This window comes from Mucilaginibacter sp. GW822-FHT03E02 (genome assembly GCF_058801545.1).
The window spans coordinates 1,664,447-1,686,378 of the sequence record NZ_JBXANJ010000001.1; the positions used below are offsets into that span (position 1 = coordinate 1,664,447).

The following is a 21,932-nucleotide window of genomic DNA, read 5'->3' on the forward strand; positions in this document are numbered from 1 at the left end:
TTAATTATCGCTGCCCAAATACATTTTTAAGTTTAATGGGCGGGAAAAGATTCCATGAAATCCCTAAACCAAACTGGTGCCCCGAGTCGACAAACCGATAATTGTAATTATCGTGTCCGGCAATAAACGTCACAAAAAAACCAAGATCCGGGGTGGCCCTTATGGGGTACGCCGTGAATATTGTTTCTAAACGCCAGGGCTCAACGCTTTGATGTGCATTAAATATCCGCTCGAGGTTTCCGGTGATCGAGTACCTCCCCCATTTCACTTTTTCAACGTATTGAAAACCGGCTAATAGCCTTACTTTACCGTATATTTTAATATCCTCATCAGAATAACCACCTGCATCAAAAACCCCAAAAATCCGGTCATGATATAAGGTGCCGCCAAACTTGTATGAATAAGTTCTAATAGCCGTATTGTCGTTCCTGAAACCGGTATCAAGGATGTTTTTACGATAATTAACTATAAACTCGGTAAGGTCGGTTGAAAAATTTGCGCTTTTCCGGTTCAGTATCGACGATAGGTTTGTTTGCGGTGTTATGGTTTTGTACACGGCCTCACTTTCAGGCGAGCCATCGGCATATTTATCGGTAAAAGCACCACCGTCCTGCCCGTTAGAGTAATGACCGCTTTCGAGCGAAAACGTTAATAAATCGACGCCATGGATTCTAAATACTTGCTGGGTCCCGGCCAGTATCCTGTATGATGGTGTTCGTACCGGCAATGAATTCTCGGTATACATTCTCAATTGTGGCCGGTATGATAAATACCAGGCTTGAAAATGATTACCATGTATGCCATCGCTTCTGTCGCCAAGTTTGTATATATTGTTGAGCACGCTATACCTCACTATCGGGTTGGCTTCAAACAAAATTGTTTCGTACTTTTTGGCCGATGCCATGGTACTGAACCACCCAATATTGGGGTCATCGCCGACTGGATAATAAGGCTGATGGATATTTTTTTGCGCATTACATACGCCGGCGATGCTAAAAAGCAGGCCGAGGGTGCCAATGAGTTGCTTTTTCATACCGAAAGGATTGTTCTGATCGCATTAATTTTTCCGTCAATTCCATTTCCGTCAATTCCATCGGAACTTGGGTCATCAATATAATACAGAGAAAAAGCAATATTTGCAGCAATAAGCTCATTTCTGATAAGAACAGCCTGATTTTGAAATTCAATGGCAATAAAAAAAGTAGTTTCGATGTTTTCAAATTGAAAGGGATGCAAAATGGCTCTAACTCTTGTTAAAGTAAGTCCCATATCATCTGCACCATAAATGGTAAGTATATTTCCGTGAGGCATATGTGATAAGTTTTGGATTTAAGATACCTATTTATCTTGCTATAAATTTAAGCACGACAAATACTTTAAACAATACCTGAAAACAGGGATAATAGCAATTTTCCGAGGCAAATTAAACAGATTTGGCTAAAACCAAAAAGGGCCGGAAGATAAACTCTCCCGGCCCTGCTTTTTCAAAAAGTCTTGATTCTTGACTCTAAAAGTCTTATCTTCCTCCTGATGGTGTGCCACCCTGGCCACCGCCCTGGTCGCCTTGTTTAAGGTCATCGTTGTTTACACCTTTTTTCTGTTGTTGCGGGTTGCTGAAGCTTAGCTTACCAAAGCTGTAGCTAAATGTGATACCGAACGAACGGAAAGGGAATGCGGTTGAGCTTTTTAACGAAAACGCATCGCTGCTTATATTTTGGTCGAAGTGTTTGTCGCGGGCAAATGGCTGTACGGTGTTAAAGCCGATAGCAAGTTTTTTATCCATAAACTGTTTCTTTAAACCAAAGGCATAAATACCAAAAGCCGGGCTGGTACCTTGTATGGTACGGCGGGCCGAGTTGGTAAAGCCAAACAATTCGGCCAAAAAGTTATGCGGGAACTGGTACGATGCACTTCCGAAAGCTGAGTATTGGAAATAAACACCCGTTGCCGAAGCTTTATCTTTATAGGCATCAAATATGGTTGGGTTATAGGTATAACCGTTGATGCTTGCCCGTATGGTTAAAGGTTTTATCGGGTTTATCGACCCAAAGAAACTTGCGCCAAACGAATTATTTTTACCAATGTTTTGATAAGCGGTACGGGTTGCATGTACTACCTGGTTATGGATGGTTTCGGTCAGTGTATCAGCGATACCCTCAATCATGTTGTTGGTATTTTTGTAGTAAACCGAGAAGTTGATCACCGATGATTTAACGAATTTGTTAATGTTCAGTTCTATGGTTTGCGACACTTCGGGTGCCAGGTTCACGTTACCAACTGTTTGGCTTTGTATCGAGCTGCGGTTAATAAACGGATTTAAAAACTGCAGGCTTGGCCTTTGTATACGTTTGCTGTACGATAATTTAAGCGTTTGGCTGCCCAGTTGTTTCTGTATGGTCAAACTCGGAATATAAGTTGTATAGCTGGTGCTAAATGGGCTTAAGTTCTGATACAGGTCGCCCACCTTATCCGGATCCTGGTAAGGATTCTGTGGATCGCCCTTTATCCGGGTATTTTCTACACGGCCACCTACCAATAACGAGTAGCTTTTTGGCAAAGTGAAGGTTAAAACAGTATAACCGGCGTATACATTCTGCGTATAATCGTATAGGTTCGAGTTCAATGAATCGCGTACCGCGTTGTTACCGACAGTATCAGTATCAAATATATCATAGTTACTGTTTATACGGCGTTGTATCGTTTTACCTCCGGCCTCAATTTTAACTACTTTGCTTACCGGCAAAGTATAATCGGCCTGGAAAGTATATTCGTTGTTTTTACCATTGTTGGCACCGCTTTGGCTGGGGTTAACCGCTTTAAATATGCTGTTGTAATTTGTTTTGATAATACTGTGGCTCCATTGGCCCGAAAGCGTAAACTCTTCGCCTTCTTTTTTAAACTTGTGCGTATAATCAAGGTTCCAGTCAAAACCACCAAAATGATTGTTGGACCTGGTAGTACTGGTATAATGCGTTAGCAAACTGCCCACTTGTATATTATTATCACCGTTTCCCTCTATATTAAAACCACCGTCATTAAGCCTGAAGGTACTGTTAAAGCTATTGAATGCATTAACCTCATAACCCATAGTTACCGAGCTTATGACGCCATGTCTTTTAATACGGCTTGTCGAGTTGTTAAAGTTATGGCGGGTTATACTTCCATCGGCACCTTTAAACTGCTGATCGAACGTGGTGGTTGATGTTTGCGGCCAGGTTAAGTTACCGCCTGCATTGATACCCAGGCTAAACCTGTTTTTGTTGTAGTTAAGGTTAACGTTGCCGTTATTTTGGCGCGTGCCCACACCGCCGCTTACCGAGCCGCTGATACCTGATACATTTTTTTGTTTGGTAATGATGTTGATGATACCACCAGAACCTTCTGCATCATATTTTGCAGATGGAGATGTTACTACCTCGATGCTTTTGATCTGATCGGCAGGGATGGTTTTTAAAACATCCGATAAGCTGGCCGATGTGGCGCCCGATGGTTTACCGTTAATCAAAACTTTAACATTCTGATCGCCGCGGATAGATACGTTACCGTTAATATCAACGTTTACCAAAGGTACTTTTTGCAATACATCGGTGGCATTACCACCTGCTGATGTCAGATCTTTTTCGGCATTATAAACAATCTTGTCAATCTTGTTTTCTACAAGTGGCGCCTGGCCAACAATGTTAACGGTAGCCAGTGTTTTGGAGCCCGGCGACAGGAAAATGTTGTTCATTTTAGCATCGGGCTTTGCAGCAGTAGTTACAACAGGGTCGATTGTTTTTGTTGGATAACCAAGAAAAGAAATCACCAGTTTGTAACTTCCGGGCTTTACATTATCTATCTTAAAACTACCTTTTGAATCTGTTAAGACACCATTGATGGGCGATTTACCGCCACTGCGATACAGCCCTACAGATGTATAATCCATAGGCTGTTTGGTAACTGAATCGATAACAGTACCAGAAATGCGGCCAACAATTGTGGGGCCACCACCACCAACCCCAAACTGCGCTTTGGCCGAGATGGCAAAACAAATTAGAGCTATAAAAAAGTAAAAACGTTTCATTTGTGCGTATTTTCGTAATTGGAGGCGAAAATACTTCAAATGTTACACCCTAATCCTTTATTTTTTTGATAAAATGCAAATTGTCATGTACATGTTACACTATCATGAAATAACCTTTAATGATAGGTTATAGTTTACCTGTTTGGATAATTTTAAACAAGGCTTTTCAACCAGTAAATAAAACAACCAGGCAAATAAAATGCTCACACCAATGCCTGTTAAAAACTCTACCCCTTTAAAAAACAACGATTTAGGTAACAGTGTACCAAGGTAAACAACCAGGTTGCTCCCTATAATATCATGAGTGAGGTACAGCGAAAATGAAATTTTAGAAAGAAAGCTAATAACGGAGTAACTTTTTAAAGGTAACAACAATATACCCAGGGCAAATAGTGCCGCGCAGGTTTGAGACAAGCCAATCGAATACACGCTGCAAGCAGTAATCAGACCACCAAAAACAAGTACCCCGTTCAAAGCCTTTCCTTTAACCTTGTATAAATAATACAAAATACCCAGCGCAAACACCGGGAAGCTGTTGATTAAAGTGTTGCCCGGCACCTTTAAAAATACCGGTAAAATACTTAACAGCAATAACAGCCAAGCCCCCCATTTACCTGTAAACCATGGAAAGCACAGCGCAACAAACAGGTAAAACTGGAACTCGATACCCAGTGTCCAGTAAACCGGACTTAGGTATGGCTGGCCCAAAAAACTATTAAGATAGGCCAGGTGACAAACCGCGTTAACCCAATCGGGGCGGTAATGTGCTACCCAAAAAAAGTTCATGATGATGGCCATCACTATCGAGATGATGTACGGCGGTTCGATACGGATAACCCGCTTGAGGATAAAGCGGCCAGCCAGTTTCCAGCTATAATTTTCCGGGATAGCCCAACAAATGATAAAGCCCGATAACAGGAAAAACATATAAACCCCCAACCAGCCATAATTTAAAACAGGCAGGGTTTTGCCGCCCAAATGGTACAGCGTTACAACCAGCGAAGCTATCGCCCGGATATAATCAACCTGTTGAATGTGTGGTTTTTGTTTTGTGCTGATAGCGGTCATGCTTAACAGCAGGATTATATATGCTGTTGGCGCTAAGATATTGTTTTTAAAATTATGAGGTGAAAATGAAGAAAGTAATCAATCAGCCATTTGAAATATGCCATCTAATAATTTATCGCCCAATAAAAAATCATTGGTGGTAATAATTCCCCGGGGAAGTGGCCTGCTTAGCAGGTCCTTGTCCAGAATAGCTATGTTGTTTACATAAAGAATGCTTTTAATTTGATCTTCAACCACTGTTAATGCAATATCTTTTACAAACCCTGTGTCGTCTGATTTAAGAAAACCCCAGCTTTTTAACTCACCGTTTATTATATACGAAACTTGTCCATAGGCAGCGACAGGCGCACACAAATTAATGTAAACCAAAACAGCGTTTTGTTGATTTTCAGATTTGGTTAAATAACAAAGAAAACCAATAAAATTAGACATCCCTCCATCTTGTGTTACATAGGATTCGAAAGCAATGTTATTTTTAAACTGATTGACAAGATCACCGTAATAGTTATCGATACCATCGTCAGTTTTATTTCTGTCGATTGGCCAGTCATCCCTGTAAGGCTGCCAGTTTAGGATTCTATTAAGCTCTTCGTTTGTTAGCATCGCATGCTAAAATAAAGAAATGCAGGCCAACATCAAATTGAGCGTATCGCCACCCTATACTCCTGCTGAACCATCAACAGGCAGTTGGCACATAAACAGCCCTCATACAGCTCACTCACATACTGCACCTCATTCAGTGTAAGCTGCACAGTACTGCACTGGCACTTGGTGAATGAATTGGCTTTACATTCAAAAGGCGCCTCGCAGCGTTCGCAACGGATGATTTCGTGTTTGGGGTGCATTTTTTAGTCCGGAAGTCGGGAAAGTCCGGAAGTCCGAAAGTTGTTTTGTCAAAGGTCGACAAGTTTGATAGCAAATAAAAGCTTTTCAGATCATTATTGTGTAAAAGAGAGGAAGTCGGAAAGTCCGAAAGATCAGAAGTCGGAAAATTCAGAAGCTAACGGTAGGCTAAATATAAAAGACCAATGAACTACGAAGCTTACTGGTCTTTTTTATCTTTCGGACTTTCCGACTACTAATAATGTAAAAGACCGGTAAGCTACTACGCTACCGGTCTTCCTTTATCTTTCGGACTTCCCGACTTTCGGACTTTCCGACTAAATACTTACGCCGAACAAGTAACGCAACCCTCTTCCATCGAGCAGCTTGGGCCTTCTGGTACGTTGTCGGCCATTTGGTCTACATGGTCTGGAATAACCGGCTCCATGTTTGATCCGCCCTGGTTTTCAACGGTAAACTTAACAGCTTGCGAAGCGGCTTGTGTACGCAGGTAGTACATACCTGTTTTTAAGCCTTTTTTCCATGCGTAGAAGTGCATTGAAGTTAGCTTTGAAGCGTTTGGCGCGTTGATGAACAGGTTTAATGATTGCGACTGGCAAACATAAGCACCCCTATCGGCAGCCATATCAATAATGTTACGCATCTTAATTTCCCAAACTGTTTTGTACAGCTCTTTAATAGCTGATGGTATTTCGGCAATATCCTGAACAGATCCGTTTGCGGTGATGATCTTATCTTTCATCGCAGGTGTCCATAAGCCAAGGTTAACCAAATCACGCAGCAGGTATTTGTTTACCACAATAAACTCACCACTTAATACACGGCGGGTGTAAATGTTTGAGGTATATGGCTCAAAGCACTCATTGTTACCCAATATTTGTGATGTTGATGCTGTTGGCATTGGCGCTACTAACAGGGAGTTACGCACACCATGGTTCATTACATCAAGGCGCAGGTTTTCCCAATCCCAACGGGTGCTGGCAGGTGATACATTCCATAAATCAAACTGGAATTTACCTTTTGATAAGGGCGAGCCCTGGAAGGTTTCGTAAGGGCCATCTTTAATAGCCAAATCTTTTGAAGCCGTCATGGCAGCAAAATAAATGGTTTCAAAAATCTCTTTATTCAGTTGTTTAGCCTCATCGCTTTCAAACGGCATACGCAGCTGGATGAAAGTATCTGCCAAACCCTGTACACCTAAACCAATAGGGCGGTGACGCAGGTTTGAGTATTCGGCTTCTTTAACCGGGTAGTAGTTATAATCGATGATCTTGTTCAGGTTTAAAGTAGCCTGGTAAGTAACATCGTATAGTTTGTTATGATCAAACGTGCCATTGTTAATGTAGCGTGGCAATGCTAATGAAGCCAGGTTACAAACCGCAATTTCGTTAGCATCGGTGTACTCCATAATTTCGGTACAAAGGTTTGAGCTTTTAATAGTACCTAAATTTTGCTGGTTTGATTTGCTATTGGCAGCATCTTTATATAACAGGTATGGCGTACCGGTTTCAACCTGGGCATCCAATACGGCAAACCACAATTCCTGTGCTTTGATGGTACGGCGTGCGCGGCCTTCTTTTTCGTACCTGGTATACAGGGCAACAAACTCTTCGCCAAAGCAATCGGCCAGGCCTGGTGCTTCATGCGGGCAGAATAAGCTCCACTCTTCGTTGGCTTCAACGCGCTGCATAAACAGGTCAGATACCCAAAGGGCGTAAAACAAATCGCGGGCACGCATTTCTTCTTTACCGTGGTTTTTACGCAGATCTAAAAATTCGAAGATATCTGCATGCCAAGGCTCTAAATAGATAGCGAAAGCACCTTTACGTTTGCCGCCGCCCTGGTCAACATAACGGGCGGTATCGTTAAATACGCGCAGCATTGGGATAATACCGTTGCTGGTACCGTTTGTACCGCTGATGTATGAACCGGTGGCACGCACGTTGTGAATGCTTAGGCCTATGCCACCTGCGCTTTGTGATATTTTTGCTGTTTGTTTTAAAGTATCGTAAATACCATCAATGCTATCATCTTTCATGGTTAATAAAAAGCATGACGACATTTGTGGTTTTGGGGTACCTGCATTAAATAATGTAGGTGTAGCATGTGTAAACCAACGCTCGCTCATTAAGTGGTAAGTTTTGATGGCGCTCTCTACATCCTCTTTGTGGATACCTACAGATACACGCATAAACAGGTGCTGCGGGCGCTCAACAATTTTACCATCTACTTTTAACAGGTACGATTTTTCAAGGGTTTTAAAACCGAAATAATCAAAACCAAAGTCGCGGTCGTAAATGATGGTGCTGTCTAACAGTTCTGCGTTTTTCTCAATTACTTCCCAAACATCATCTGCAATTAACGAGGCATTTTTACCGGTTTTACCGTCCACATAGTTGTACAGGATACGCATAGTTTCTGAGAACGACTTGATGGTGTTCTTGTGCAGGTTTGATACTGCAATACGCGATGCCAGCAAAGCATAATCAGGATGCTTCGTCGTTAATGATGCAGCAGTCTCGGCAGCAAGGTTATCAAGTTCTGACGTGGTTACCCCGTCAAACAAACCTTCAATTACCTTTTTTGCCACATCAATCGGGTCAACCAGGTTGAACCCATAGCACAGTTTTTCAATACGTGCCGTGATCTTGTCGAATTTTACCGACTCTTTTCTACCGTCTCTTTTTACTACAAGCATTTTCTTTTAATTATTAAGTAGTCGGCGTAAGGAAGGGGGAAACTTTCGCCAACTGTTGGTTTTGCATTATGTTATTTAGTATAGATGTTAGTACTATTATCTGATTTGATTTCCCTTTCTCACGTCTCAAATCTCACATCTTAAATCTTTTTAGAAATCCTCATCAAGAGAAAATGCTTTGCTTTCAGCGTTATTTAGTACACCACTTTTCTGGTAGTCGCCAACACGTTTTTCAAAGAAATTGGTTTTGCCCTGCAGCGATATCATCTCCATAAAGTCGAAAGGATTGCTGGCTCCGTAATGTTTTTCATAGCCCAGTTCGCCAAGCCACCTATCGGCAACAAACTCTATGTACTGGCCCATCATTTTGGCGTTCATACCAATCAGGTTCACGGGTAGTGCATCGGTAACAAATTCTTTTTCTATTTCAACCGCATCGGTAATGATCTTTAAAACAGCGTCGGCGCTTAACCTTTTGTTCAGCATTTTGTACAGCAGGCAGGCAAATTCGCAATGCGAACCTTCATCACGTGAGATTAACTCGTTGCTGAAAGTTAAGCCCGGCATCAGGCCGCGTTTTTTAAGCCAGAAGATAGAGCAAAAGCTACCCGAAAAAAAGATACCTTCAACCGCCGCGAAAGCAACCAAACGCTCGGCAAAGTTGCCGTTGTTTATCCAGCGCAGCGCCCACTCGGCTTTTTTGGTTACACATGGTATGGTGTCAATAGCATGAAACAGGCGGTCCTTTTCGGCAGGATCTTTTATGTAAGTGTCAATTAACAGGGCATAAGTTTCTGAGTGGATGTTTTCCATCATGATCTGGAAGCCGTAAAAACAACGGGCCTCGGGCAATTGCACCTCGCTCATGAAATTTACGGCCAGGTTTTCGTTCACAATACCATCACTGGCGGCAAAGAAAGCCAGTATATGCGAAATGAAATGCTTCTCGCCCGGATTCAGGTTTTCCCAGTGCTTCATATCATCCGAAAGATCGATCTCCTCGGCTGTCCAAAAACTGGCTTCAGCTTTTTTATACATTTCCCAAATAGCCGGATACTTAATAGGCAGTATCACAAACCTGTCTTTGTTCTCTCTCAGTAAAATTTCGTCTTCCTGTATCATTTGGTACCTGTTTTTTTCCGTTTTATTTTTTCTTTAGTGACATCAGACACCAACCCCGGCCTTATTAAAAAATAAAGCTCTTTTTTCCAGCGATCAGGCTTGGCCAATCACATTTTTTAGTATGTAAATTCCTGACAGATAAGTGTTTGCATTGTTGGATGATGAATACATCCGACTGTCTGTTGAATACCTTTTTATTACCTTGTAGAACAAAGTTAATGTTTGCGTTGGTATGCTGTTAATGATAGTTTTTAACAAACGCCCGAGTTATTAACACTTTGTCGATTTATTTTTATCGCCCCGTTGTTGAAAGAAAATTAATAGACTTGATTACAGCTAATTAAAATGAGCCCGACAAATGCATAGTGTAAAAACAGGGCCAAACCAATAATTTAACATTACAAATTACTTTACTTAACACAGACAGTTATTGAAAAATAAATAACGCCTTTGCTAAGGGCTGGTAACAATCTCGAAATTGAGCTGAAAAAGCGATTCAAAAAACCAAATGTGGAAAAACAAAATACCCCGCAGGATAAAAACCAAACGGGGTATTCCTAAAAGTTTTAAGAAAGTTACTCAGCCGGAACAAATTTCATTGATACCGAATTTACACAATGGCGGGTATTCTTCGGGGTTAGGTATTCGCCTTCAAAAACGTGACCCAGGTGGGCGCCGCAATTGGCGCATACAATCTCAACCCGGCGGCCATCGGCATCGGGCACCCTTTTTACAGCACCCGGAATTTCATCATCAAAACTTGGCCAGCCGCAATGCGATTCGAATTTTGATTCGGAAGTGTATAACGGTGTGTCGCAGCGTTTACAAACATATAAACCTTGCGCATGGTTGTTTAATAACGAGCCGGTAAAAGGCCTTTCGGTGCCTTTATGGAGTATGATATATTCTTCTTCGGGTGTTAATTTATTGTATTCCATTGATTTTATGATTTCACTGATTTTTAGCTGATTTCACCGATTGCTGGCTTAGTCAACTACATAAATGTACGACAATTTGAGGGATTGAATGCTTGACAAGATGATGTTTACATTGGGTTGACTTGCACAATAAATATCCAAAATTAAGGTTATCTTGTTGCTATGAATCCATACCTGCTATTATTAACATTTGTTTTAACAGTTGGTAAACCAAAGCAATATTTGGCTTTACCACATTCGGTTCATATGCACACACAGGAGGTTGATACTTCAAGGCTGGCTATTTTAAACCTCGGGAAAGACCAGGTAAGCAGTTACTTTGATGAAGGTTCAAAACCTATAGTGCTATCGCCTGATGAGATAGAAAAAGCAAACCTTTTGATTAGCGAAGCAATTAGTCAATACAATACCGACAGCGAAAAAATTTACAAGCAAAACTTGGCAAATACAAAAAAGTACCCCGGTTCGGTTGCTTACGACCCTAAGATTAAATCGCCATCCAGCTATTACAAGCAAATTGTGGCGGTGATTAATGCAAAGGGCGAAAAAGAAGTTTGGGTAAATTGCTTTTGTAAATTAGATGACTGGCGCCCCGATAATGACAAAAATTATTGGCGAAAAAATATTGTAAGGGTAATGGACGGCGGAAGCTGCTATTTTAACCTAAAAATAAATTTGACTACCGAAACCATCATTTGGTTTAAAGTAAACGGCGTGTCTTAAACTGGATAAGCCACTGTCGTGTCAACGATAAATTGACGGATATTCTTTAGCCCAAAGTCTTAAGTTTTAAGTCAAAAGAGAAAAATAACAACTTTAGACTTACGACTTAATACTGTCGACTTAACACTACGGCGTCACTGCATCCAAATGATACTCCTGTATCAGCGGAGGATTTTCGGGCGTGAGGGTAAAGCTCACTTTAATATTGGCATTCTCTCCCTTAATAATAAAATAGCCGCGCAACTGGTTTTCCGGCATTACATCGCCAATACTTACTGTTTTCCCGGCTTTTGCAAAGGCGGCAGCGGCTGCAACTTTTAATTTATCAGGAAAGTAATCCATAAAAAAGTTATCAGCAAAAATGCCGCTTTCTTTGGCTTTGCTCCAATCGGCAATTACTTTCAAGAGGTCGTTTTTACGCTGCTCCAATATCAACGAAGCCGGCAGCTGGCGGGGTTTTATGCCGGTGATGGCCATTATGGTATCCAACACCTGCGTATTGGGATAGCCGGCCCTGGCATAGGTTAAATTGGCGAACGACACCACGCCGATACCATAATCGGGCATAATGTTCCATTGGCTGCCAAAGCCCGGTAAGCCGCCGGTATGGCCAATATAAACGCGGTTATCACAATCTTTGGCCCAGCGTAACCCGTAAGCGTAAGCGCTCACATTGGGGCAAGGGCGGCCTGTGGTTGTTTTGGCATTGGCTGTTAAATAGTTTACATCCCAGGGGTATTGCATCTCGCGGATAGAACTGCGTTTAACAGGGCCGGTTTCGGCATCATCCCTTGGCGGCCAGGCATCCAGGTGCAGGGCCATATAAATGCTAAAATCTTCAATAGTGGTAATAAGGCCGCCCATGGCACCGTAAGCGCCGTCGTGCAGCAAGGGCTGCTCAACCCATTTATCATCCAGCCAGCGATAGCCAAGGGCCAGCTGGTCTTTAGGTACTTTGGTGTATTCCCAGTAGGTATGCGTCATACCCAGCGGCTTCAGAATGTTATCGTTAATATAAGTCTCATAGGTTTTTCCTGATACTTTTTTGATGATATAACCCAGTGTGGCAAAACCCAGGTTGCTGTACTCATAACCCTGCCCCGGGTTGCTGGAAAACGAAACACCTTTTTTGTATATAGCCACCAGTTCGGCATCGCTTACAGCCAGTTGCCTGTCGCCCCAGGGATTATCTTCCGGGTAACCGGCAGCATGGGTAAGCAGGTGGCGTATGGTTATGGGCGTAGCATCTTTAGTAAGGTATTTAGTACCCTTCATTTCGGGAATATACAGGTAAGCTGGATCATCCAGCTTAAGCTTTCCCTCATCGCGAAGCTTTAAAATAGCCATAGCTGTAAGACTTTTAGTCATAGAAGCGATGCGGAAGGCTGATTTTGGCGTAGCCGGTATTTTATTGGGCACATCAGTATAGCCCAGGCCTACGGTATGCACCAGCTTGCCATCTACAATAATACCATAGGCAACACCGGGCCAATGGTTATCTTCAGCATATTTTTTATAAATCTGATCGATTATCGGGTAAGTGGCTTCAATCTTTTTCAGCCTGTCTGGATCGGTAAAGGCAGCGGGTTTGTAGGTTTGAGCAGTGGCGGTTAGACCGCAGGCCGATAAAAGTAACCAAACGCAGATTTTTTTGATCATGGGAGATGTTTTGAAGCTGGGTGTCCTAAAATAAAAATTTTTAGCGATAGCAGCAACTTAAGTCCACAACACCTGTTCCTTGTTTTTTTCAATATACCTATAACTCCGCTCAAAATACTTCCGCATAGTTTTATTTAAATAACCTTTCCAGCTAATCTCCTCATTACGGTAATGAGCCAGCCATGCCATGGCATAGGCAATTACCTGTTCAGGCAGGTAGCCGCTCTTTTGCATATGCCAGCCCTGGCGCGAATTGCTTGTCCATTGTGAAAATTTGAAATACGAGTTACCTTTAAAAATACCGAATCCAAAAGCTATAGCAGCAAGATCGGTTAATAGCTCATCATTTTCCGTTATCTGGTATTCACTCAATAGCTTGTGGTAAGTCAATTGATTTGACAGCGTAGCTATCAATTTCAGTGGATCGCTTAATAATTCAATGTCTATCCAGATCTCTTTATTACCAGGCCCATTATCTACATATCTGGCCAATGAGCCACTCCAGCTTCCCCTTATTCCGCCGGATGGAGAAGCAGTTAAGTTAGGCCACTTACCCGAAAAAAACATTAACCGAATTTCCCAGGCATCAATATTCATGATGGTTATCAGGCGTGCAAAAATGTACTCAGCGTCGGCTTCGATGCCTGTAAAATGATAGTCAAAGTAATGCTTGTCAGGCGTGATGGTCTTTAGCGATTTAAAATACGCCGGCTCAAAAATATCAGCCAGGTATACTAACGATTGTTCTATCCACTCCCTGTCGCTTTCGGTAACCGGCAGTTCGTCGCGGACTTTCCAAAACCAAAAAGAACCGCTTGATTTTGGATTGTTTTCGGATATAATCTCTTTGTACCAATCCTTATGCGGACTCATTTGTCCGCAACCACCCTTACGCTTGAAACAAGCTGTTTCTTCAAATACCTTTCCGCAGCCGGGGCAAACCCCCGCTGTTTCAAAAGTATGCCAATGGGTACTACACACATCACAAACCCACCTACACCTTTTATCCGGTTCCCAATAACACTTCGGACATCGTATGATCACTTCGGGCATTGTTTGACTATTTTTATTCACCTAAAATAAAAAAATCCCGGCCAAAATTGACCAGGATTTTAAATATGTTTATCCGGTTCCCCCTTCAGGGGGTTAGGGGGCTACGCTAACTTAGCCAATTCCTCTGCCATAGCAGCGCCAATTTCGGCTGGCGATTCTACTACGCGGATACCGCACTCGGTCATAATTTTCATTTTGGCTGCAGCTGTGTCGTCGGCACCGCCAACAATTGCACCTGCGTGGCCCATCCTGCGGCCCGGAGGCGCGGTTTGGCCGGCAATAAAACCTACAACTGGTTTAGTACCAAATTCTTTAATCCAACGGGCTGCATCAGCTTCCATACCGCCACCAATTTCACCAATCATGATAATGCCGTGTGTATCCGGATCATTCATTAATAATTCAACAGCTTCTTTGGTTGGGGTACCTATAATAGGGTCGCCACCAATACCTATGGCAGTAGTGATACCTAAACCGGCTTTAACCACCTGGTCAACAGCCTCGTAAGTTAACGTTCCGGATTTTGAAACTACACCTACATTACCTTTCTTGAAGATAAAGCCTGGCATAATACCAATTTTACTTTCATCGGCAGTAATAATACCTGGGCAGTTGGGGCCAATAAGGCGTGCGTCCTTATCGGTTAAATATTCTTTTACCGCAATCATATCCTTTGTAGGGATACCTTCGGTAATACAAACAATAACTTTAATACCGGCCTCGGCAGCTTCCATAATGGCATCCGCGCCAAAGGCAGGGGGTACAAAAATGATAGATACATCGGCGCCGGTTTGGTCAACCGCGTCTTTAACTGTGTTAAAAACAGGCCTGTCCAGGTGGCTTTGGCCGCCTTTACCAGGTGTAACACCACCAACAAGCTGGGTACCATAAGCAATCATTTGCTCGGCATGGTAGCTGCCCTCTTTACCGGTGAAACCTTGTACAATAACTTTTGAATCTTTATTTACCAGAACACTCATTGGTTTTTTCGTTTAGTACGGCAAATCTAAAGTTTTTGGCCGAATGTCAAACCCCATAATAATTTAATAGCAGAATAATTTAGAATGATAACATAAAAGTGACGTTTTGATATTGGCCGGTTGTAACAGCAATGCCCGTTTCTAAGTTTTTTGTGGGTGCCATAAGGTCATATTTATACCAACGGCTGCTACTTAATCACGCCCATAGGAGATGCATGGGTAAAACCATGCTTTAGGTTATTTTGCCTGTGATGCCCGGTTCCTGGCTATCCCGGCCATCCAGATCAACAGGCGTTTATCCTGTTGGTGATAGGATTGGATGTTTTGCCCAAATCTCCAATATGGTACTTGCCAGTATTTCTTCGGCTATTTGCCTGTCGCTGATATGGCAGCAAATGATTTTAAAAAGGGTTGCTGCATAGCTATCATATAATGTGCCAACGCTCGAAGGATCGCGTTTTTCCATAGCACCGATGAGTTCTTTTTCTGAAAGAGCTATTTCCATCAAAGTCAAAATCAGGCAAAACGGTGTTGCAAAATGGCGATAACGTAAGGAGATAGTATCTCTATATCATGATTAACATGTAACGGAATTTCCAGGTGGTCTCCGGGATTAAGCGTAAATATTTGATCGCCAACGGTGCAGGCGCATTGCCCTTTCAGTATAAAAAAGCTTTCGGCTACCTCTTCATGTACCTCTTCGGGTACATTTAGTTTAGTTATAACCAGGGTTTGGGCAATATGCTCATCCTGGCGCAGCAGGTGCGCAAAAAAATCGTCGAAGGGTTCGGCCGGTAAAAGGTGTTCAACTGCGCTAAGCCATGCAGTATAGCTGGAGTATTCGTCGGTCGCGGGCAAATTTTCTATATCGATGGCATCACCCGGGAAACCTAATGCCGCCAATATGCTGTTTCTGAGCCTTGCCGGGGGAGTAATGGCCTTACTTTCGGCAAGTTTTTCAATCGTATCTTCAATATTTTCCAACTCCTGCCTAATCTCAGGATGTTCCTGGCTTAAAGCTACAACCTCCCGCGCGCGTTCCTCGTCAAAAATATCAAAGCAATGCTGTTCAAGGTTGCCGCTGTTGATATAGTCGTTGATATTATTCATGGTTGGATTATCCGATTATGCATGGCTTTAATTGATTGCGGCAAAGCCCTGCCGGTTATCCAGATCGGGGCTATCGGGCAAATATAAGTAAAGTATTGTACGCCAATGGCAACAGGCAGATTTAACCTACTCCTTTTTAGTTTAATTACAGCAATGCCATATAAATGCAAACACGGCAATTGAAATAAGATCAAATTCTTTAAACTTTTGACGCATGATGGAGAGCGCTTTCCCAATATGCTTTTCGACCGTATTGACCGAAATATTCATTTTTTGGGCTATAGATTTATACGATAGGTTTTCAAATCGGCTCAACGTAAATGCTTCTCTGCATTGGGGCGGTAATTCCTTTACCATTAATTGAAATTTTTGCTCCATTTGTCTGGCTTGCAATACTTCAGAAAAATCTTCAGCATAGGTTTCATCACTTTGGGCAATAACTCGGGCGTGTTTGGCAACAACCATGCATGAACGCAGCTCATGCAGTACTTTGTTTCTAAGTGTAGCAAACAAATAAGCTTTTACGTTGCCATCATGTTCCAGTTCATCAGCTTTTATCCAAAGGTTTACAAAAACATCCTGCACTAATTCTTCAACAATAGCTTCATTTTGCAGCCTTTTAAAGGCCGACCGGCTCAGCATCTCGTAATACCTGAAATAAATTACGGTAAATGCTGCCCTGTCGTCCTTAGCTATAAGGCCGATAAGTTCATTGTCGGTATGGTTTTGCAGCGCGCTGATAACTTTAATTTGAGTTGCCGTAAAAGTATTGATATGCCGTTAAGTAATTGGTTTACTGGCGTTAAATATATATTAAATTAAGGTAAACAAAAATATATTTCATTTAGCACTGGCGGTAGCAGGCGGCAAGCGCAATATAGCTTACAAAACAGACAAGTAATGCACGATGATCAGTGGGATATATTAATTGAAAAATACCTTTCCGGAAAATGTACGGCAGAGGAAAAACTATTGGTTGAGCAGTATTACAAAGCCCTGGGCGAAAATCTGCCGGAATTTTATAATAACGATGCCGGGAAAATAGCCCTATCGGCAAAGGAATCGTTAAAAGCGGTTGAAAATAAAATAGCATTGTTAAGCAAAAACCGGGCAGTTCCTAAAAAAGCCGGTATTATAAGATATCTTAAGCCTTTATCCATTGCGGCAAGCCTGATGCTTTTTTTGAGCATTACCATAGTTATTTATCAAAAAATCAATACTTCGCAAAAAGTTGTGTTTAAAATGGTAACTGCAGCAACCGGGCATACCTTGCATATTATACTTGCCGATAGTTCGTCTGTTTGGCTAAATGCCGGCAGCAGCTTAAAATATACCGAAAGTTTAACTGCTGCCACCCGCGATGTTTATTTGAGCGGCGAAGCCTTTTTTGACGTGAAACACAATGTTGCAAGGCCATTTATTGTACATACGGCAAAATTAACTACTACGGTATTGGGTACTGCTTTTTCGGTAGCGGCTTACAAAAACGCGGGTAGTAATGCAGTAACTGTTATAAGGGGAAAAGTACAGGTGGCCGCCGGGCCGCGCGTTTTGGGTTTAATTACGCCGGGCAAACAAATTACCTACCTGCCGGCTACCGGGCAAAGCAAATTATCGGATGTTGATGCACAGGCGTTGATGAGCTGGAAAGATGGCAAACTTCAATTTTCAGATCAAACCTTGCAGGATATCGCTATCAGGCTTTCGCAGTGGTATGGATACACTTTTAGTTTTGATAACAAAGGGTTAAAAAACTGCCGTTATACCGCAAGCTTTAATAATAAAATTCAGCTTCTCGATTTACTTAAAGTATTAAAGGCCATCAGCAACATCGTTTATAGTGTAAACGATAAGGAAAAAACCGTTACGTTCTCAGGAACAGGATGTAAGGAATAAATTGATAACCATTAAATAAAATGATTATGAACAAAGACGATTACCTGTAACGCTATAAAGAAAATATAAAGCAAGGCTTTAAAAAACAAAACCGCTTTGTGGTCGAGACAAAACGGTTTTAAAATGACTTTAACTATTAGCATTTAAACATTTAAAATCTATCAAATTTATGAAATTTCTTTTAAAAAGAAATGCACCGGCATCGTATTGCAATAACGCGGATGAAACTTCACCTACGTATGCCTTTAAAACCCTGATTCAAGCAATGAAAATTTCTTTAATTGTTTTAATAACCGTGTGTGCAAGCGCACTAACGTTATTAGCGCATACCAGCGACGCACAGGCGCTCAAGGAAGTTAAAATTAGTATCGATGTAAAAAACGAACCGCTGGCTGATGTATTAAGCAGAATTGAAAAGCTAACCAGTTTTCATTTTGTATACCCAAGTATCCAGGTTAAAGATCAGCAGGTAAAAAAACTATCGGTAAAAAACGCTGCAGTCGACCAGGTTTTGAAAGAGTTGCTTGGACCCAAAAAACTTGGCTTTAAACAGCTTGGCGATAATATTCTTATTGATAAAGAAGCCAAACCAAAAGTCACACGGAAACCCAACCCCATAAACATAAGCGGCAAAATAATTGACGAAAAAGGCCTGCCCCTGCCGGGCGTTACTGTAACGGTGAAAGAGGATAATAAAACGACCATATCCGATACTGATGGTAATTTTCATATCAAAACCGATGCAAACAATACGCTGGTATTTTATTTTGTGGGCTATGAAAAATCAGAAAGGCCAATTGACGGGCAAACCGTTATTAACGTAGCTTTAAAGCCCTCGACCAACCAGTTAAAAGATGTGGTTGTAGTGGGCTACGGCACCCAAAACAAAAAGGATATCACCACTTCGGTTGCCTCATTAGGCGCCGGGCAAATCAATAACTTCCCATCAACCGGACTTGATAAAGCTTTAACCGGTAAACTGGCAGGTGTGCAGGTTTTACAACCCGCGGGTGCGCCGGGCGCAGGCATAGCTATAGCCATCAGGGGCCGCGGCAGCGTAACATCGGGCAGCGATCCTTTGTATGTGGTTGATGGGGTGCCCTTATCTGATAATGATGTTAACGGGCCGGGTTTTAAAGTAAACCCTTTAAACGCTATCAACGTAAATGATATTGAAAGTATTGATGTGTTAAAAGATGCTTCGGCGGCGGCTATATATGGTTCGCGCGGGTCAAATGGTGTGGTTATTATCACCACCAAAAAAGGTAATAAAGATAAACCGGCCATCAGTTTAAACAGCTATTATGGCATCCAGTCGGTTACCAAAAAAATACCACGGCTTGATGCTTATCAATATGCCGATTTGATTTATAACGCACATAATAACACCTACTTTGATTTTTTGGCAAGTAAAGGCCTTACCGGCAGCGCTACTGATGATAATGCCACCCGCCTGAGCAAATTAGGTGCGGCAGCAACCAATACAAGCCTTGCTTATTTACTGCCTCCGGAAATTTCGCCTTATTTAAACAAACAGCCGGGCTTAACTAATATTGATTGGCAGAACCAGATTTTTCACCAGGCGCCAATGCAAAGCCATACCTTGTCAATAGCCGGCGGATCAGATAAAATAAGCTACTACATTTCTGGTAATTATCTTGATCAGGATGGCGTTGTCATCAACTCGGGCTACAAGAAATATACAGGCAGGGTAAACCTTGATGCACATTACGACAAGTTAAGATTAGGCACCCGAATTAACTATGATTATGGTATTTACAATTACTTACCTACCGAAGGCAGGTTTAATGATAACTCCGAAAATATTATTTCGGCGGCGCTGGTAGCATCACCGTTTTTCCCGGTATATAATGCCGATGGTTCCTATAACTACGATCAGTATAAATGGCAATACTCGCAGCCTGGTGTACTTAACCCGGTTGCCCTGGCCATGTTAAAAAAAGACAGGACCTATGAAAAAAAGCTGTTAGCAAACATTTTTGCCGAATATGAAATATTAAAAGACCTGAAGTATAAGATCTCGGCGGGTGCAGATATCAGCGATTTTTCCAGGAGCACCTATCGCCCATCAACCTTGCCCAACCCAATTACCAGGCTTACGCCATCAATACCTACCGGTAATTATATAACCGCCGGTATTACCAACTGGCTGGTTGAAAATACCTTGTCGTACAACAAAACCTTTGGCAATAACTCCATCAAAGCCATATTGGGCTATACCGCGCAAAAAGAACGGAGTAATTCAAGTGCCATATCGGCAACCGGTTATCCTACAGATATTGTGCAAACTTTAAATGGTGCCACCAGTATTACCGGTTTTACATCTGCTATACAGGAGTGGTCGCTGCTATCGGCATTAAGCAGGGTTCAATACAGCTACAAGGGCCGTTATTTGCTTTCGGGCGCTATCCGCCGGGATGGTTCATCAAGGTTTGGCGCCAACAATAAATATGGTTATTTCCCATCAGCATCAGCGGGCTGGATCATTAGCGATGAGGATTTTATGAAAAATGTTAAAGCCATCAGTTCGTTTAAGTTAAGGGCAAGCTATGGTGTTACGGGTAATTTTCAGATAGGTAATTACTCATACCTGGCCAGCTACTCGCCGGCTAACTATGTTTATGGTCCGGCAGGCGGCACCGCGTTATCAACCGGTTTATACCAGTCAACGGCCAGCAACCCCAACCTGGGCTGGGAAAAAACATCGGCCATCAATGTCGGAACCGATATAGGCCTTTTTCATGATGCTCTTACTGCTACTATAGATGTTTATAATAACAACACCACCAACCTGCTGCTAAACGTGCCGGTACCGCAAAGTACAGGCTACACCACCAACCTGGTTAATGTTGGTAAGGTTAATAACCGCGGTTTCGAAGTATCGTTAAGCAGCAGCAACCAGATTGGTAAGCTAAAAATATCCAACAGCGCTAATTTTTCGAGAAACATTAATAAGGTGATCGATTTAGGTGGCGTTAAGTCTATCGTTACACAGGCCGAAAACACTATTTACTTTATTACGCAGGTAGGCAAGCCAATTGGCAATTATTATACCCTGGTACAAACCGGGATTTATAAAGACCAGGCGGATATTGACAACACCCCTGCAAAAGTACCGGGAGCCAAGCCCGGCGATATGAAGTATAAAGACATCAACGGCGATGGCATTATTGATGGCAATGATAAAGCCATCACCGGTAATTACATGCCCAAATTTACCTACGGTTTTTCAACCCAACTGCAATATGGCATCGTTGATTTAAGCGTAGCCGCGCAGGGTTTGTTTGGTAATACGGTAGCCAATATAGGGCAAAGGCATTATAGCTCAACCGAAGGTTATGGAAATTCATCGCCGCTGATTTACGATAACAGGTACGTTTCGCCGGCCCAGCCAGGCAACGGTTTTGTGCCAAGGTTAAACCGGAGTGCAACAGGTTTAAACGCGCAGATTTCAACCTATCACCTGTCCGATGGTTCGTACCTGCGCATCAGGGATATTACTTTAGGTGTAACCGTTCCGCAGGAGCTTATTAAAAAAGCAGGGATCGCGGGTTTAAGGATTTATGTTACCGGGCAAAACCTGTTCACGTTTACCAAATACAACGGCTATAACCCCGAGGTGAGCAACGATACAGGCAACAACCCTATAGCTGCCAATAACAGCCCTTTAACGCCAGGGGTGGATTATGGGTCGTACCCTTTATCAAAAACCTTCCTGTTGGGTATCAACCTTAAGTTTTAACATTTACAGCAAACAA

18 protein-coding genes are annotated in these 21,932 nt (G+C 42.3%); 3 read left to right on the plus strand and 15 right to left on the minus strand.

Features of this window, described 5'->3' with window-relative positions:
* Positions 1 to 4: 4 nt before the first annotated feature.
* The 9 genes from AC1RM2_RS06815 to AC1RM2_RS06855 all read right to left on the minus strand — a co-directional run bounded on the left by AC1RM2_RS06815 (position 5) and on the right by AC1RM2_RS06855 (position 10,732).
* Positions 5 to 1,033 (minus strand): hypothetical protein, encoded by a 1,029-nt coding sequence (locus AC1RM2_RS06815; RefSeq protein WP_492984244.1) that lies wholly within the window; start codon positions 1,031 to 1,033, stop codon positions 5 to 7.
* Complete coding sequence (locus AC1RM2_RS06820; protein WP_492984245.1) at positions 1,030 to 1,311, minus strand: hypothetical protein; 282 nt, start codon at positions 1,309 to 1,311, stop codon at positions 1,030 to 1,032. The genes AC1RM2_RS06815 and AC1RM2_RS06820 overlap by 4 nt, the downstream gene beginning before the upstream one ends.
* A 205-nt stretch (positions 1,312 to 1,516) precedes the next feature.
* The gene (locus AC1RM2_RS06825; protein ID WP_492984246.1) at positions 1,517 to 4,063 is read right to left on the minus strand and encodes a TonB-dependent receptor; all 2,547 of its coding nucleotides are present in this window, start codon (positions 4,061 to 4,063) and stop codon (positions 1,517 to 1,519) included.
* A 102-nt stretch (positions 4,064 to 4,165) separates the two neighbouring features.
* On the minus strand, positions 4,166 to 5,131 hold the full coding sequence (locus tag AC1RM2_RS06830) for an acyltransferase family protein (protein WP_492984247.1): 966 nt from the start codon (positions 5,129 to 5,131) through the stop codon (positions 4,166 to 4,168).
* 78 nt (positions 5,132 to 5,209) lie between these two features.
* Positions 5,210 to 5,734 carry a hypothetical protein gene (locus AC1RM2_RS06835; RefSeq protein ID WP_492984248.1) on the minus strand — a complete coding sequence of 175 codons (525 nt, stop codon included), beginning with the start codon at positions 5,732 to 5,734 and terminating at the stop codon, positions 5,210 to 5,212.
* A gap of 32 nt (positions 5,735 to 5,766) precedes the next feature.
* On the minus strand, positions 5,767 to 5,976 hold the full coding sequence (locus AC1RM2_RS06840; protein WP_492984249.1) for a cysteine-rich CWC family protein: 210 nt from the start codon (positions 5,974 to 5,976) through the stop codon (positions 5,767 to 5,769).
* 323 nt (positions 5,977 to 6,299) lie between these two features.
* The gene (locus AC1RM2_RS06845; protein ID WP_492984250.1) at positions 6,300 to 8,672 is read right to left on the minus strand and encodes a ribonucleoside-diphosphate reductase subunit alpha; all 2,373 of its coding nucleotides are present in this window, start codon (positions 8,670 to 8,672) and stop codon (positions 6,300 to 6,302) included.
* A gap of 150 nt (positions 8,673 to 8,822) precedes the next feature.
* Positions 8,823 to 9,794, minus strand: coding sequence for a ribonucleoside-diphosphate reductase small subunit (locus AC1RM2_RS06850; protein ID WP_477413507.1), 972 nt, complete (start codon positions 9,792 to 9,794; stop codon positions 8,823 to 8,825).
* Between the two features lie 575 nt (positions 9,795 to 10,369).
* Positions 10,370 to 10,732, minus strand: coding sequence for a methionine-R-sulfoxide reductase (locus AC1RM2_RS06855; RefSeq protein ID WP_492984251.1), 363 nt, complete (start codon positions 10,730 to 10,732; stop codon positions 10,370 to 10,372).
* A gap of 162 nt (positions 10,733 to 10,894) precedes the next feature.
* Here AC1RM2_RS06855 and AC1RM2_RS06860 point away from each other — a divergent pair, with 162 nt between their 5' ends.
* Positions 10,895 to 11,455: a hypothetical protein gene (locus tag AC1RM2_RS06860; RefSeq protein WP_492984252.1), complete on the plus strand. Its 561-nt coding sequence runs from the start codon at positions 10,895 to 10,897 to the stop codon at positions 11,453 to 11,455.
* 126 nt (positions 11,456 to 11,581) lie between these two features.
* Here AC1RM2_RS06860 and AC1RM2_RS06865 read toward each other — a convergent pair whose 3' ends face one another.
* The 6 genes from AC1RM2_RS06865 to AC1RM2_RS06890 form a co-directional block, all read right to left on the minus strand.
* The gene (locus AC1RM2_RS06865) at positions 11,582 to 13,114 is read right to left on the minus strand and encodes a serine hydrolase domain-containing protein (RefSeq protein WP_492984253.1); all 1,533 of its coding nucleotides are present in this window, start codon (positions 13,112 to 13,114) and stop codon (positions 11,582 to 11,584) included.
* Between the two features lie 57 nt (positions 13,115 to 13,171).
* Positions 13,172 to 13,987: a hypothetical protein gene (locus AC1RM2_RS06870; protein WP_492984254.1), complete on the minus strand. Its 816-nt coding sequence runs from the start codon at positions 13,985 to 13,987 to the stop codon at positions 13,172 to 13,174.
* A gap of 281 nt (positions 13,988 to 14,268) precedes the next feature.
* Entirely contained in the window at positions 14,269 to 15,147 is an 879-nt protein-coding gene (gene sucD / locus AC1RM2_RS06875) for a succinate--CoA ligase subunit alpha (protein ID WP_274212389.1), read from the minus strand.
* 295 nt (positions 15,148 to 15,442) lie between these two features.
* Positions 15,443 to 15,652 (minus strand): RNA polymerase sigma factor, encoded by a 210-nt coding sequence (locus tag AC1RM2_RS06880; protein ID WP_492984255.1) that lies wholly within the window; start codon positions 15,650 to 15,652, stop codon positions 15,443 to 15,445.
* An 11-nt stretch (positions 15,653 to 15,663) separates the two neighbouring features.
* The gene (locus AC1RM2_RS06885) at positions 15,664 to 16,257 is read right to left on the minus strand and encodes a cupin domain-containing protein (RefSeq protein ID WP_492984256.1); all 594 of its coding nucleotides are present in this window, start codon (positions 16,255 to 16,257) and stop codon (positions 15,664 to 15,666) included.
* A 141-nt stretch (positions 16,258 to 16,398) separates the two neighbouring features.
* Positions 16,399 to 17,031 (minus strand): RNA polymerase sigma factor, encoded by a 633-nt coding sequence (locus AC1RM2_RS06890; RefSeq protein ID WP_492988237.1) that lies wholly within the window; start codon positions 17,029 to 17,031, stop codon positions 16,399 to 16,401.
* A gap of 126 nt (positions 17,032 to 17,157) precedes the next feature.
* On the opposite strand from AC1RM2_RS06890, the gene AC1RM2_RS06895 reads away from it, so the two are divergent.
* The gene (locus AC1RM2_RS06895; protein WP_492984257.1) at positions 17,158 to 18,153 is read left to right on the plus strand and encodes a FecR family protein; all 996 of its coding nucleotides are present in this window, start codon (positions 17,158 to 17,160) and stop codon (positions 18,151 to 18,153) included.
* A gap of 265 nt (positions 18,154 to 18,418) precedes the next feature.
* The gene (locus tag AC1RM2_RS06900; protein WP_492984258.1) at positions 18,419 to 21,916 is read left to right on the plus strand and encodes a SusC/RagA family TonB-linked outer membrane protein; all 3,498 of its coding nucleotides are present in this window, start codon (positions 18,419 to 18,421) and stop codon (positions 21,914 to 21,916) included.
* The last annotated feature ends 16 nt before the right edge of the window (positions 21,917 to 21,932 follow it).